General features: G+C 43.7%; 10 protein-coding genes. 4 read left to right on the forward strand and 6 right to left on the reverse strand.

The window, feature by feature from the left end; translation table 11 throughout:
* Positions 1-63 precede the first annotated feature (63 nt).
* Positions 64-1,404: a TldD/PmbA family protein gene (locus tag A4S05_RS16580; RefSeq protein WP_069070987.1), complete on the forward strand. Its 1,341-nt coding sequence runs from the start codon at positions 64-66 to the stop codon at positions 1,402-1,404.
* Positions 1,405-1,469: 65 nt separating this feature from the next.
* Here A4S05_RS16580 and A4S05_RS16585 read toward each other — a convergent pair whose 3' ends face one another.
* The 4 genes from A4S05_RS16585 to A4S05_RS41670 form a co-directional block, all read right to left on the reverse strand.
* Complete coding sequence (locus tag A4S05_RS16585) at positions 1,470-1,910, reverse strand: pentapeptide repeat-containing protein (protein WP_069070901.1); 441 nt, start codon at positions 1,908-1,910, stop codon at positions 1,470-1,472.
* 454 nt (positions 1,911-2,364) lie between these two features.
* Entirely contained in the window at positions 2,365-3,378 is a 1,014-nt protein-coding gene (locus A4S05_RS16590; protein ID WP_069070988.1) for an aspartate carbamoyltransferase catalytic subunit, read from the reverse strand.
* Between the two features lie 131 nt (positions 3,379-3,509).
* The gene (gene mgtE / locus A4S05_RS16595) at positions 3,510-4,862 is read right to left on the reverse strand and encodes a magnesium transporter (RefSeq protein WP_069070902.1); all 1,353 of its coding nucleotides are present in this window, start codon (positions 4,860-4,862) and stop codon (positions 3,510-3,512) included.
* A 382-nt stretch (positions 4,863-5,244) separates the two neighbouring features.
* Positions 5,245-5,391, reverse strand: coding sequence for a hypothetical protein (locus A4S05_RS41670; RefSeq protein ID WP_176727022.1), 147 nt, complete (start codon positions 5,389-5,391; stop codon positions 5,245-5,247).
* Between the two features lie 124 nt (positions 5,392-5,515).
* Between A4S05_RS41670 and A4S05_RS16600 the strand changes: the two genes are divergently transcribed.
* Entirely contained in the window at positions 5,516-5,830 is a 315-nt protein-coding gene (locus A4S05_RS16600; RefSeq protein ID WP_069070903.1) for a YkvA family protein, read from the forward strand.
* A gap of 109 nt (positions 5,831-5,939) precedes the next feature.
* Here A4S05_RS16600 and A4S05_RS16605 read toward each other — a convergent pair whose 3' ends face one another.
* The gene (locus A4S05_RS16605) at positions 5,940-9,146 is read right to left on the reverse strand and encodes a glycoside hydrolase family 15 protein (protein ID WP_069070904.1); all 3,207 of its coding nucleotides are present in this window, start codon (positions 9,144-9,146) and stop codon (positions 5,940-5,942) included.
* A 367-nt stretch (positions 9,147-9,513) separates the two neighbouring features.
* Here A4S05_RS16605 and A4S05_RS16610 point away from each other — a divergent pair, with 367 nt between their 5' ends.
* Together A4S05_RS16610 and A4S05_RS16615 are read left to right on the forward strand one after the other, a co-directional pair.
* Entirely contained in the window at positions 9,514-10,254 is a 741-nt protein-coding gene (locus A4S05_RS16610) for an RNA methyltransferase (RefSeq protein ID WP_069070905.1), read from the forward strand.
* A gap of 174 nt (positions 10,255-10,428) precedes the next feature.
* Positions 10,429-11,979 (forward strand): serine hydrolase, encoded by a 1,551-nt coding sequence (locus A4S05_RS16615; RefSeq protein WP_069070906.1) that lies wholly within the window; start codon positions 10,429-10,431, stop codon positions 11,977-11,979.
* A 175-nt stretch (positions 11,980-12,154) separates the two neighbouring features.
* Here A4S05_RS16615 and crtD read toward each other — a convergent pair whose 3' ends face one another.
* Complete coding sequence (gene crtD, locus A4S05_RS16620) at positions 12,155-13,669, reverse strand: C-3',4' desaturase CrtD (RefSeq protein WP_069070907.1); 1,515 nt, start codon at positions 13,667-13,669, stop codon at positions 12,155-12,157.
* Between the last annotated feature and the right edge of the window lies 1 nt (position 13,670).

The following is a 13,670-nucleotide window of genomic DNA, read 5'->3' on the forward strand; positions in this document are numbered from 1 at the left end:
TCTAATATTCAAAATAGAATCGCTTCCAATCCAAAATCTAAAATCCCAAATCCAAAATTGACTATGCCCAATATAAATGAGATTGCAAATTCCGCCAAGGACAATGCTGGTAAACTTGGTATTAAGAAATTCGACATTTATGGCTCAACAGTAGATGATACTAGCGTGCAAGTAGACCAAGGTGAACCAAAACAAGTCAAAGCTTCAAATCGCTCTGGTGTTACTGTTCGTGTCTGGAATGAAGATAATACAATGGGTGTCACCAGCACCACAGATGTAGACTCCAAGGGACTGGAATTAGCTTTAAAAACTGCTTACGAAGCCAGTTTTTTTGGTGTTAAAGAAAATGTTCCTGATTTTAGTCCAGAGGCTACTATTCCTATTCCAAATAAGCCTCAAGATAAGACACCTCAAGCACCTGTTGCGGAACTCATAGAAAAATTGTTGGTAGCTGAAAAAGAATTACTGGCGGCTCATCCAGCAATTAAAGGCGTACCTTATAACGGTTTGTCACAAAGAGATATTGACAGATTTTATCTCAATAGTGACGGTGCGGTGAGAACTGAATCTCACTCCTTAGCATCAGTTTATCTTTACAGTAAAACTGAGGAAGAAGGGAAAAAACCGCGTAGTGCAGGAGCTTTTAGAATCAACCAGAGTTTAGATAATCTAGATATTAATGGTTGCATCAAAGAAACCGCCGATAAAACTATCAGCCATTTGAATTATGAAAAAATCAAAACTGGTAAATATCGAGTTGTTTTTTCAGCTGAAGCTTTCTTAAGTCTATTGGGTGCTTTTTCTAACTTGTTCAATGCTCAAAGTATTTTAGACAATCAAAGTCTATCTACTCCTGATGATTTAGGTAAGCAAATTGCTTCCCCTCTAATTTCAGTTTATGATGATGCCTTGCACCCAGCTAACGTAGGTGCAGAAACTTTTGATGGTGAAGGAACTCCGACTCGTCAAATTTCGCTAATTGAAAATGGCGTTTTAACAGGATTTCTTCATAGTGCCGGTACTGCTAAGAGGTTAAATGCCCAGCCAACGGGTAATGCTAGTATTGGGGCAAAAGTCAGCGTCAGTCCCAATTTTTATCATGTTTTTTCAACAGCAACTCCTGAGCAGGAGTTTAGCTTAGAAACGGCTGAAAATGTGATTCTTATCGATGATTTGCAAGCCCTCCATGCTGGAGTTAAATCCTTGCAAGGTTCCTTCTCTTTGCCGTTTGATGGTTGGCTAGTTAACAAGGGTGTGAGAACAAGTATTGAGTCAGCAACTGTTGCTGGCGATTTCTTAGAACTCTTGAAGTCAATTATTTATGTAGAAAAAGAGCCAGAGTTAACGCCAGGAGGAGTTTGTCCGAAAATCTGGGTTAATGAACTGTCAATTACTGGTGAGTAAAACTTAACAAGTGCAGGGTTAGGAGTTGAACATAACTCTTAACTCATCACTTTGGTATCAATCAATTAATATTCACCACCGACGCTAATGGCAGTATTAAATACATCAGCACCGCTTAAATCAATATTGGCTAAAACTGCGCCATCAACTTCAGTATTATATAAATGAGCATTACTCAAATCAACGTTGGTGAGATTAGCATCATTTAAGCTAGTACCACTAACAAAGGCATTTGTGAGATTAGCAGACTTTAAATTTGCACCAGTTAAATCAGCACCTTCTAGGTTCGCGTTTTCGAGATTAGCCCCTTTTAAATTTGCGTTTCTCAAGTCAACACCTATGAGATGAGCGCCTTTAAGATTTGCTCCTGTTAAATTACATCCGAAACATTCTCTAGTTTCTAACAAGCGGCGGACAGGGGCGGAGTTTTCTGCTTTGACGGAAATGGGAGCAGCTAGAGATAGCGTGCTGAGTAAGGCTGCTGCCGTCAAAAAGATTGGTTTCATATTTACCTCCAACATTTCTAGAAGTTATTCAATTTTTAACTTCTATGATTCCACTGTCCCAAAATTCCAGAATTTTGTCCTCATGCGATCGGAAGAACATATAATTTCTATGAGATTAGGTATTCTTCCGTCAGATAGTCCGATAGGAGTAAGATTCACTGAGATTATCGAACAGAATTCAGGAGTCAGGAGTTAGAATTCAGCAATGTTTTCTGTATGACTGGCGGATAGCGTAGCGTAAAGCCTGCGGCATGGCAACTCTTAGAGACGCTACCGCGAACGCTTAGAGCGAGTCTTCGATAGCGCAGCGGTAGCGAGTATTTTCGAGTCGCGTCTGAATCCTCGACTGATAGCGCAGGCGGCAAGCGAGTCTTCTCCCTTTGGGAGAAGGGGAGACGCTTTAGCGCAACGAGCATCTTGATTCTGACTCCTGAATTCTGAATTCTTCTTCAAATTAAGCCTTGCCGCTACCTAATAAATACAGCAGCGCCATGCGAACGGCAACACCACTGGTAACTTGCGATTGAATGAGACTAAATTCTGGGTCATCCATCAACTCAGAACTAATTTCAACACCACGGTTAACTGGGCCGGGATGCAAAACTTTGACGTTAGGTTTACAAAGTTGCAACTTTGTGCTTGTAATGCCAAATAGCTGATGATATTCTCGCAAACTTGGCAATAAATGAGCCGTCATGCGTTCCTTTTGCAGACGCAAAGTCATCACAAAATCGGCATTCTGCAAAGCTGGTTCTAGTTGCCAATGAAGAAATAGTTTGGGATTGGGGGGATAACTCCTGACTTCTGACTCTTCAGAGATAAACTCGGCAAATAACTTGGGTAAGAGGGTGGGTGGGGCTGCAAGATGTACTTCGGCGCCACTGGCAATTAAACTCCAAATATTTGATCGCGCCACACGAGAATGGAGAATATCCCCAACAATGGCAATCTTTTTCCCCTTTAAAAGTTCTAGTCGGGGATGATCTGGGTCAATTAGAGTAGTTATGGTAAATAAATCTAGCAGTGCTTGGGAAGGATGTTCATGTTGACCATCACCAGCATTGAGGACGCTAACTCGTACACCTAGACGATCCATTTCAGCCGCGATCGCATTCGGTACTCCTGCCTCTCGATGGCGGACTACCATAATATCAGTTCCCATAGCCAAATAGGTCTTCGCTGTGTCGAGAATTGTTTCTCCTTTAGTCATAGAAGATGTGGCTGCGGCGAAATTCAGCGTATCTGCACTTAAGCGTTTGGCTGCGAGTTCAAAACTACTGCGAGTGCGGGTAGACGATTCAAAAAATAAATTTGCCACCACCTGTCCCTGCAAGGTTGGTACTTTCTTCGTCCGCCGCGATAGCACCTCTTGAAAACTGGCAGCAGTTTGCAAAACTGTATCGTATTCGGCGGTAGTGAAGTCAGCTAGGGAAAGAACGTGATGACGATTCCAGGTATTAGTAGGCATATTTGGGGACTGGGGACTGGGGATTGGGGACTGGGGACTGGGGATTGGGAAAGATGAGGGGGACAAGGGAACTACTAAATCCCATGCCCCATGCCCCATGTCCCATGCCCCATGCCCAATTCCCAATCCCTTCAAGTTGGTAAATGGAAAACGTTTAAAGCTAGAGCAATTAGGCTGAGGAATGTTAAAAACCCAATTGTATCTAGCATTGTAGTCACTAATGGGCCACTAACCAAAGCAGGGTCAAGTTTCAAGCGCTGCAAACCCATTGGCAGTAAAGTGCCGAGTGTAACAGCCACAATTGTATTAGTTGCCATTACCATGCCGGCAATTAAAGCCACCCATCGCTCTTGGGGTCGCGCCCAAATTAAGGAAAGTAGCATCATCGTTATGGCTAAAACTACGGCTGTGCCTAGACCTGCTAAAACTTCTTTGCGGAGAATTTTTAGAGTATCTTTGGGTGTTACCTCGCCTACTCCCAAGCCGCGGATTGTCACCGTTAATGATTGAATCCCAACAGTACCACCAGTGTTAGAAAAAATTGGCATGATGACTGCTAGAACTGGCACTGCGGAGATTACAGATTGAAAAGGGGCGATCGCACTGGCGGCACCAATATATAATGCCATGATGCCCAACAGCCAAGGTAAGCGGTTGCGGATGGTGAGTAAGGGAGAAGATAAAGCTGCTTCATCACCACTGACACCCCCCAGTTTTTGGATATCTTCTGTGGCTTCCTCTTCCAAAATATCCATGACATCATCAATGGTGACGATGCCTACCAATCGGTCTTCTCGGTCAACTACGGGGATAGCGATTAAGTCGTAGCGCTGCATGATTCGCGCCACTTCTTCTTGAGGGGTTTCAGTTGTCACCTTAATGACGCGATCGCTAGCAATATCTTTGATGAAAACATCGGGAAAGGTAAACAGTAATTGGCGCAGTGAAACTACTCTCACCAGCGTCCGGTTATCATCGGTGACGTAAGCGTAGTAAATCGATTCTTTGTCTTCGTCCTGACGGCGGATTTTGCTCAGGGCTTCACCGACAGTCAATCCCTGGCGCAACCGGACATATTCGGTGGTCATTACCCGCCCAGCCGTGCCTTCTGGATAGCCGAGAATCGTTGCTGTTGCTTGCCTTTGTTCTGGACTAAGTTCTTGTAATAACCGTTTGATTACCCCAGCAGGTAGTTCATCAAACAACTCTGCCCGTTCGTCGGGACTCATCGCTTCTACAAGTTGCACTACTTGGACATCATGGAGAGAATTAATTAGTTCTTCCTGCACCTCTGTGGGCAGATATTCAAATACATCAATTGCCTGAGCTTTATTGAGTAAACGAAATGCGATCGCGCGTTTTTTCTCAGGCAATTGTGTAATGTATTCTCCCACATCCACAGGTTGCAAGCGATTTAAATCCCATTTCAACTGGTTTAAATCGGTAGTATCAGTCAGCAAATCACGAATATCTTGTGTGAGCATGAAATACGTCTCCTAAGTCTCCCCCGCGCTGGGAGACTTCCTCACCAGCTCAGAGGAGGTTGATACTGCCATCTGGTGGACTATTGCCCATAAAATTTCAACAATTCAATATCGATAGCTAAATTAAGGCATCGCTAGTCATCATCCTAACCCGGAATAGGACTCTCCGGGAAATACTGAATATTAGCATTCAGTATTTGTTGATATTGGCCACTAGTAGCTAAGTTAATTACCCTAAAATTTAGGTAATTCTCGTCTAGCTTAAAGTAGATTTTACTATTGCTATTAACTATGTGTCTTGGCAATCAGCAATTTTTTTTGCAAACTTTATAAAGTTAAAATATTTACAATACCAATAAGTAATTTTTGGCATCAAGCAATTTCATGCATAGTCACCTGGACGACGAAGAATCAGAAATGGGTTGGCAGGTTTCACTTCATGGTTGCGGTAATATGCTTTAGCGATCGCTCTTGAGCGTGTCCAGCTTTCTGTATACTTAGATATTAAAATTTTGTAAGTTACTTGCAACCTATCTATTTTTCTCTGTTGAAAAATTATAAGTAGCGTCTTCCAGACAAACTAGGGCGGTTATTCGCACCGGGGATTTTTAGCATAATTTGTCAAAATTAAAGATAACTATGAGGTTCAAAATATGAAATTTTCAATCCAATCACTTTACGCCTGGTATCGGGATGTGCTTCGTAACCCCAAATACCGTTGGTGGGTAATTTTAGGAACGTTGGTCTATTTGGTCAGCCCATTTGATATTCTCCCAGATTTTATACCTGTGGTGGGACAGATTGATGATGTTTTTCTTTTGACCCTGCTAGTGAGTGAGGTGTCTGGGCTAGTAATTGAGGGCTGGAAAGCTCGTAAGGGTGAGGTGGGTGCTGAAGTACCTAATACTAGTGAAGGTTCTACCTCTAGTGGAAGTACTATTGATGTTGATGCTGTTTCTGTTAAGTAGTTTTAATAAAACCCCTGCTTTTGGAATCGGAGGTGGGGGATATTTTTTTTTAACGCATGGCGCTTCTCTTTGCGATCCTACCCTGCGGGAAGGCGAAGCGCCTATACGTTTAAAAATCCTTCACAAATTCCGTCAAGAACCTGAACGCCTTCAAAATATAACTGGCGCAATCTCTAGGAGAGGTGTTGTAAAACGATCGCCACGCACTTGCCTTATCCTCATCATAGCGATCGCTGCGTTGACTATGATTCTCTAGCCAAGCCAATCGCACTGCATGGCCAATTAGCACATCCAACACGATATATTCTTCGATTTGCAGCTTGGGATTATTGGCTGCGATCGCAGCTAATTCGATCAATGCTTCAATGTTAACTTGGCGGTATTCTGGAGCTTCGATTTTATTCAGCAAATGCTCAACTAACAGCGCAAAATTTCTTTCCCCCGCTGTCATTTCCGACAGCATTATCTCACTATCTAAGCGATTGCGGCGCTCTAGTTTATCGCCAATTACTAGACCCTTGCAATGCTGCATTAATAGCCAAACTTGCTTAAAAAATTCTTTTGGTACTCGCCCCGTCGCACCTTCAGCTTGGCGAAACCGTCGCCAACCACCAGGCGGGACTTCTATTCCTTCGGCGATTCCTGGTAATACCACCCAAGCAATATCACTTTCTTTTTGTTTGACGTGCAGTGATTCTTGCTGGCGCAACAGGTTACTCATGCCAGTATATCCAGTTAATACCTGACGTAAGCGCATTTTCACTTCAAAGGGTGAAAGTTGCATTAAGTAATCGTAAGCTTCATCTTGAGTGACATGTAATTCCCGCGCTAGTTCGCTGGTTATTAATAAGATCAGATAGCCGACTCTCAGCGTTAGTAGTCCTTGGAATAGTTCGGGTTCTGAGCGAATTAAGATACCAAGATAGATTAAAATCTCTTGAGTGAGGACGCGATCGCGGATATCTTCACGACAAAAATGGTTAATTTTATCGGCAATCTCATCGTGAGACATGGGTACGCTAATCAAGGACGCTTCACTGTAAGCTTTACCCACAGCAATTTGCTTACCCCGTACCAAAATACTCGTTACTGCATCTGATAGGCTGATATCAACCATTTGGCGTAACCCAGCAGCCCGACGTACCACTGCCCAAATACCTAAATCTCCAGCTTTGGTGTAAACTTCATCTAGCAAATCGCCTACGGTGACGCGATATCCTGGGCCACCGTACCCTGTATCAAATTCCATTCCCTGTAAGCGAGTTAAAGTTTGCAATAACTCAATTTGCTCGTAGATGTTCTCTGATGAGCGCAAAGAAGAAAGTAATAACCCAAAGTTGGTTTCATACTCCATTTGAAATTCTTGGGTATGTCCTAAGCGCCAGTTTTTCTCAGGATGATATGCTAGATAATAGCAACGTGGGCTAGCATTTTTCACTGGCGATCGCGAGAATTCTGCATTGGGAAGAAAATCAATTCTTTGGATTCCAGCTGTTAACATTAGCTGATTTAGCCGCCCTAATTTCACCCGTACACCATTACAAACACCATCTTTCAGTTCTTGCATCAGTTCTAGTAATGCCTCAGAACCACTTTCTAACATGGTGTGCGTCAACATTAAAGTCAAGGTAGGACGCCCTAAATCGCTCCAATATTTTTGAATATAAGCTAATTCGCTTCTAATTTGATCTAGCAAAAAATGGTAATCAAGAGTTAGATAAAACTGCTGAGAGTCGGAAAATGAAGGCAAAAATACAATTGTTTCACCGCTAATCCGAAAGATTCTAGATGTTGTTAAACTCCGCAGTCGCCGCACTGGCCGCCCAGTTAAACCAAGTTTATCGTTACGTCCAATTTGGGTATAAATTGCTGAAAATTCTCCAGCTTTTCTCACCTGAATCGGTTCTACTTGGGTAGGTGTTTGCGCTTCAATTCCGTGAACTTCTAGTTTCGTCTGTAAATCTTCGTCTTCTGCTAATAAAGCAATTTGTACCAAAGATTCGCGCTGTTTTCCTACACACAAATGTCTTCCCAAAGGGTCGATATCACCAACCGCCAGTAAACCTTCACTTAACATTTGGCTGAGGAAATATAAACTCTGCGCCCACACCAAAGGAATATTTTCATTGGGCAAACGTGGTTGCGTTTGAGGTGCTAACTTTTCTGCTTCGATGTTTTCGGCTGGAACATAATAAAGTTCCGGCAATAAACGCAAACCATCTTGTTCAATAAGTAATGATTCTAAAAGCTCTTGGTATTTTTTAACTTGTTCTTGTTCGCCGCAAAATAATCCATCTAAAACTAAATAAGTGAAAAATAACGGCCATTCGCATTCAATATGCTCAAATTGCTTGAGTTCCCACGGTTCGTAGTGCAAGCGCTGATGATCTTCTAAAACGGTTTGGTGTCCATCACGCAGGAAGCGTTTGCAGCCGTATTTACCTGCGAGTTTATTGATAATATCGTTTAAAGTGCGATCGCGTAACTCAAAATCTTCCACTGCAAAGGCAGGATAACTAATAATACTCAACAGCGCTGCATCAATTTCTTTAGAACCAGATTCTCTCGGTAATAGCGATTCTAAAGTAATCCGGGCACGGGCGATTTCATCTGGTAGCACATGAATCACCGATGCTTGACTACCACGCACACCAAACAAATCTAGTCCGTTGATAGCTTCTAAAGCAGCTTTTGCCATGCCTACAGAACTGGCATTTAACTCTGCACTACCACGATTAATTTTATTCCCACGTTCCCAAATGCCATAATCTGGTGTGCGGTAAGCTCGTCCAATGTAGTAAACCAAATTTTGGACGAAATTCACTTCATCAATGGTATAAATTATTTGCAATCCCGCAGCCGTCATTTGCCCCAACATCAGTAAAAATATAGATGTGGCATCAAGTTGCAAATGTCCCCATTCGTCATCACCAACAACAATGTCACCAGTTGCGGTATTATATTTGGCGTGTAGTCCATCTAGTAGCGACTGAGTATGCTTAAATGTCTCTACTTTATGAGCTTGTCGCATCATCGCAAACAACAACCCGCGCATCAGTTTGATGACACTGTGTTCTAGTTCATAGGTGCGTCCCTGATCGTCGTCAATCTTGCGGTATGCAAGTCCTAAACCCCAAACTGCCAAAATGCTGTAAACATTGTCTCGCACCCAGGCATCAGTATAATCGCCGTGGGCTGTAATCGCTGTACTCGCAGGTAATAAACCAGTAATCGGATTTTGCCGAGTCAGGATGATTGTTTTGATTTGCTGGTAGTAATAATCCAGGCGAGAGAGCAATTTAGTAGATGTTTTCATGGTTTGGTTCAGAACAACTTGCAAAATTCGACCCTGTGAAGTGAATTACCTAAATCAAGCCAGAACAATCTCTGTAATGGTTGATGGGACAACAGCTAAGGGTGGTGTGAGTTTATTATTATCTCCTGTTAATACGCCTCTGGGTACTTAATTTTAGCGATCGCCCAATTATTAACCTAAGTTTCTAACCAAGTCTCAAACACGGTTCCGTATGTTTTTCAACGCCTCACACTTCTTGAGACCGTCCAACTCTATCGCAGGCATTCACTTACACCGCTAAAATGATTTTAAGGCAACTCCTCAGCAGAATCACGACGCTGAAAATTAGCCTGTAAGTATTATCTGGTGCGATCGCAGGAGGCAAAAAATGGGCTTGGCTGGATTAAGAATTGTGTTGGTAGAACCAGCTGGGCCGATAAATATCGGCGCGATCGCCAGGGTAATGAAAAATTTCGGGCTATGTAATTTAGTATTAGTGAACCCCCAATGCGATCCGCTATCGACGGAAGCTTTGATGATGGCTGTTCACGCTCAGGAAATTATCGAATCTGCGGTATTAGTAGCAACCTTACCAGAAGCATTGCATGGATGTGTCAGAGCGATCGCTACTACTGGTCGCGTTCGCAGTTGGGAAACTCCCTTAGAAAATCCCCGCACTGCCCTACCCTGGCTACTGGAGGAACCAGAAAAACCCACAGCACTGATTTTTGGCAGGGAAGACCGGGGATTAAGCAATGAAGAATTAAATTATGCACAGCGGTTTGTTGGCATTCCCACAAGTAAAGATTATGTCGCCCTAAATTTGGCTACCGCCGTGGCAATCTGTTGTTATGAATTATCACAATCTGCCCAGCAAGCTAACACTCAGACTTTACCCCAAACTGAACTTGCATCCTTAGATGTTGTAGAAGGATATTATCAGCAATTAGAATCACTATTACTGAAAATTGGTTATGTGTATCCCCATACGGCAGCTAGTCGCATGGAAAAATTTCGCCAAATGTATAATCGCGCTCACCTGAAAACAGGGGAAGTATATATGCTCCGAGGAATTTTGCAGCAGGTAGAATGGGCCCTTAAAAACCAGAGGGATGGTGAAAACTTGTAATAATTCGTTTAATATATACGCAATCATCCCCCCAAAATATTTAACATAGCTTAAACTAAACGTAAAAATGCTACTTAGTGGCAAAATGAAATTTGAGTATTAATATTGCTTAAAGATTAAGTTTTGGGTTAGGAGTCTGCAAGAAAACAGTCAAGTGGGTCACAAGGAGTAACGGTGTCAGAGTCAAGTGACGAACTAACAGCTTTCTCGCGGCGTCAACCCTTAAATCGCCGCCAGCGTCCACAAAAAGTTCAAAAAGTGGCACAGAAGAAAGTTAAAGCCAACAGCCAGCAGCAAACTGTCAGTGGACGACAAGCGGCGCTAACACGCCCAAAAAATCAAATCAGTCCTCCCCCAACCCCTAGTGCTACACGTAGGGTCAAATCGGGGTTAGTCATGCCAACGGCAGTAAAACCGATGCCTAGTGTCAAGGGGAAAATTCCTCCCTTTCGACCGGGTGCTGTGATGGTGAAAACGGTGCGGATGGAAAAGCCAAAAATGGGTAGGCGCTCATCGCGAAAAACACGGTTAAAGCCAATGGCAAAAACTGTATTGTATGTTTTACGGTTATTGATTGTGGGTGTTGGGATGGGTGCAATTGTGGGCACGGTGTTGTCAGTTTTAGACCCAGCTAATCGCATCAGTACATCGGCGTCCCCATCTAATACTAATGTGGTGCGATCGCAGCCACAACCCACCCAAGCTCCCCCAGCCGCAGCTGCGAGTATGTATTTATCTCAAGAAATTACCTCTTTGAAAAATGCCGTGCAAAATTTGGCGGATACCAACCCAAATCTCACACCGGGAGTTTTCTTATTAGATTTGGATACAGGTAATTATGTAGATGTCAATGGCTCTACCAGTTTTCCGGCAGCTAGCACGATTAAAGTGCCAATTCTGATTGCCTTTTTCCAGGATGTGGATGCGGGGAAAATTCGCCTGGATGAAATGCTGACCATGCAACAGGATATGGTCGCTGGTGGTTCGGGAAATCTGCAATACAAGTCACCCGGAACCCAGTACGCTGCTCTGGAAGTCGCTACCAAGATGATTACAATCAGCGACAACACAGCGACAAATATGCTGATTACCCGACTCGGAGGCATAGACGCTTTAAACCAGCGTTTCCGTAGTTGGGGATTGACAGACACAATAATTCGCAATCAACTCCCAGATTTGCAAGGGACAAACACCACAACTCCCAAGGAACTAGGGAATTTGATGGCGATTGTGAGTCAGGGAAATTTAGTCAGTATGCCATCACGTGATCTCATGCTCGATATCTTGCGTCGTACTCAGAGAGACTCTCTGCTACCATCGGGTTTGGGGGCAGGTGCGAGAGTGTACCACAAAACTGGCGATATCGGGACAATGTTAGCAGATGCAGGTTTAATTGGTGTTCCAACTGGCAAGCGCTATGTAGCTGCTGTCATGGTACAACGCCCCAATAACGACCCTCGCGCCGAAAAATTGATTAGCTCAATTTCTCGTGTTGCCTACCAAGAGTTTAGCCAGATTCCTGTTACACCCAATAGTCCTACAAGCACTATACCCGCAAACAGTTATGTGAATCCTGCTTTACCCAACGGAACAACAGGCACCGTACCGATGAGTGTTTATCAGCCTCCTGTTGTGAGTCCTGTACCCAACGGTATGGGAGGTACTGTACCCACAAACGGTTATCAATCTCCAGTTGTAAATCCCCAATATTATCCTCCGAGATAATTCATAATTAAAAATCGTTTATTGAAGAATTCAGGAGTCAGAAGAAAAACAGTCTTGACTTTCCTTAAAATTCGCTGTAAGTCTTTAACCAGACACGATATTATTCATTCGCCAATCGTACAGAATACCCAACTGAATTCTGACTCCTGACTCCTGAATTCTGTTGTGACAAGTACTACATTTGCGCTTCAATTTGCCTGACTACTGTTAGTGCTGAGTAACTCACGCCAGCAGTACCTTCTCCTGGATGGGTGGAGTCACCAACTAACCACAAATGTTGGATGGGTGTGCGATTTGCGAAGCCAAAGGGGCCAAAGGTGGGTATTCTTTGACCAATACCACCGACTATACCGCGATCGCGTCCTGTGAAATGGGCAAAGGTGCGGGGTGTGGCGGCTTCTTGATAAAGAATAGTTTCTGGTTTGAGATAAAAGTATTGAGCTAGACGAGCGATCGCTTCTTGGGTAAACTTTTCTTTTAGCCCTTCATAATCATCAGTCTGCCACCACTCTGTAGGATCGACAAATGAAGAAGCAATAATTGTCGCTTTCCCCTCCGGTGCGCGACCGTCTCCAGGATGACTGACGGAAACAAATAGGGAATTATTCTCACCAATCGGGCCATCAGCATCGTACAGAAATTGGAGATGGGGAGGACACCCAGACGGAATTGCGCTGGCATCCACACCCAAATACACCACAAAAGCGCCCGATGCTTGGGGTAGTTTTTCCACGCGGTTTTTATAACCAGATGGCGCTTGTTCTCCCAATAACTGCACCAAGTTTTGCACAGTAACGTTACTAACTATGTGGTCGGCTGCTTCTGTCCAGACTGCGCCAGTTTTCTGATTTCTAATTACTACAGCACTGGCTTTGCCGTTTTCGACTTTGATTTGTTCTACAGTGTGGCGCATCAATAACTTGCCACCATCTCTTTCTAAGGATTGTACCAAGCGATCGCTTAATACTTGCATACTTCCCTGGAGGTGAAACAATCCTTGGGGTAATTGGGATACACTCAACGCCGTCGCTGCATAAAGTAGTGCTGTTTCTTCTGCATTGACTTGGGAATACAACTTCAGTTGCAAATCCAAAAAAGTTCTTAATCGTCGGTCATTACCTAATCCACATAACCGTAAAGCATCTCCTACCGTAAATAAAGTGAAGGGTACGGTAATTAATGTACTGGGACGCACCGCTTGCGCTAGCTGCCACAAATCCCATAAATTACGCGGTGGTAGCACCGGGTCGCGTCCTTGGAATTCCCAACTCGCATCAAATAAAGTTGCCATCAACTGCCAAAACGGTTCGCTACCAGGAAACTGTTTTTGTCGTTCCTCTTGCCATTTCTCTTGGTCGCGCCAAACGTTGATGGGTGTGCTTTCCCCAGGTAAATATACCGCACAAGCCGGGTCACAAGGCGTTGCTGCCGGTAAATCTATTGCCAATTCTGAGAAAATGCGGTGGTGAATTCCCCCTGGTTCTAAGCCTGCAACCTGAGTTGCACCAACATCAAAGGTAAATCCCTGGCGTTTAAACGTCGAAGCACAGCCTCCTGGTACGAGGGCTTGGTCTAGAATGAGGACGCTGTAACCTCTATGAGCTAATAATGCCCCAGCAGTCAGTCCACCGATTCCTGCACCAATAACAACTACATGAGATTTACTTTTGTCAATAGAAATGCTGGACATT

The sequence above is a fragment of the Nostoc sp. KVJ20 genome (genome assembly GCF_001712795.1).
GTDB lineage: Bacteria > Cyanobacteriota > Cyanobacteriia > Cyanobacteriales > Nostocaceae > Nostoc.

What these genes read in the sequence shown, in the direction of transcription:
- A4S05_RS16580 (WP_069070987.1), top strand. Translation starts at nt 64, where the DNA reads ATGCCCAATATAAATGAGATTGCAAATTCCGCCAAGGACAATGCTGGT.
- A4S05_RS16585 (WP_069070901.1), bottom strand. Translation starts at nt 1,910, where the DNA reads ATGAAACCAATCTTTTTGACGGCAGCAGCCTTACTCAGCACGCTATCT.
- A4S05_RS16590 (WP_069070988.1), bottom strand. Translation starts at nt 3,378, where the DNA reads ATGCCTACTAATACCTGGAATCGTCATCACGTTCTTTCCCTAGCTGAC.
- mgtE (WP_069070902.1), bottom strand. Translation starts at nt 4,862, where the DNA reads ATGCTCACACAAGATATTCGTGATTTGCTGACTGATACTACCGATTTA.
- A4S05_RS16600 (WP_069070903.1), top strand. Translation starts at nt 5,516, where the DNA reads ATGAAATTTTCAATCCAATCACTTTACGCCTGGTATCGGGATGTGCTT.
- A4S05_RS16605 (WP_069070904.1), bottom strand. Translation starts at nt 9,146, where the DNA reads ATGAAAACATCTACTAAATTGCTCTCTCGCCTGGATTATTACTACCAG.
- A4S05_RS16610 (WP_069070905.1), top strand. Translation starts at nt 9,514, where the DNA reads ATGGGCTTGGCTGGATTAAGAATTGTGTTGGTAGAACCAGCTGGGCCG.
- crtD (WP_069070907.1), bottom strand. Translation starts at nt 13,669, where the DNA reads ATGTCCAGCATTTCTATTGACAAAAGTAAATCTCATGTAGTTGTTATT.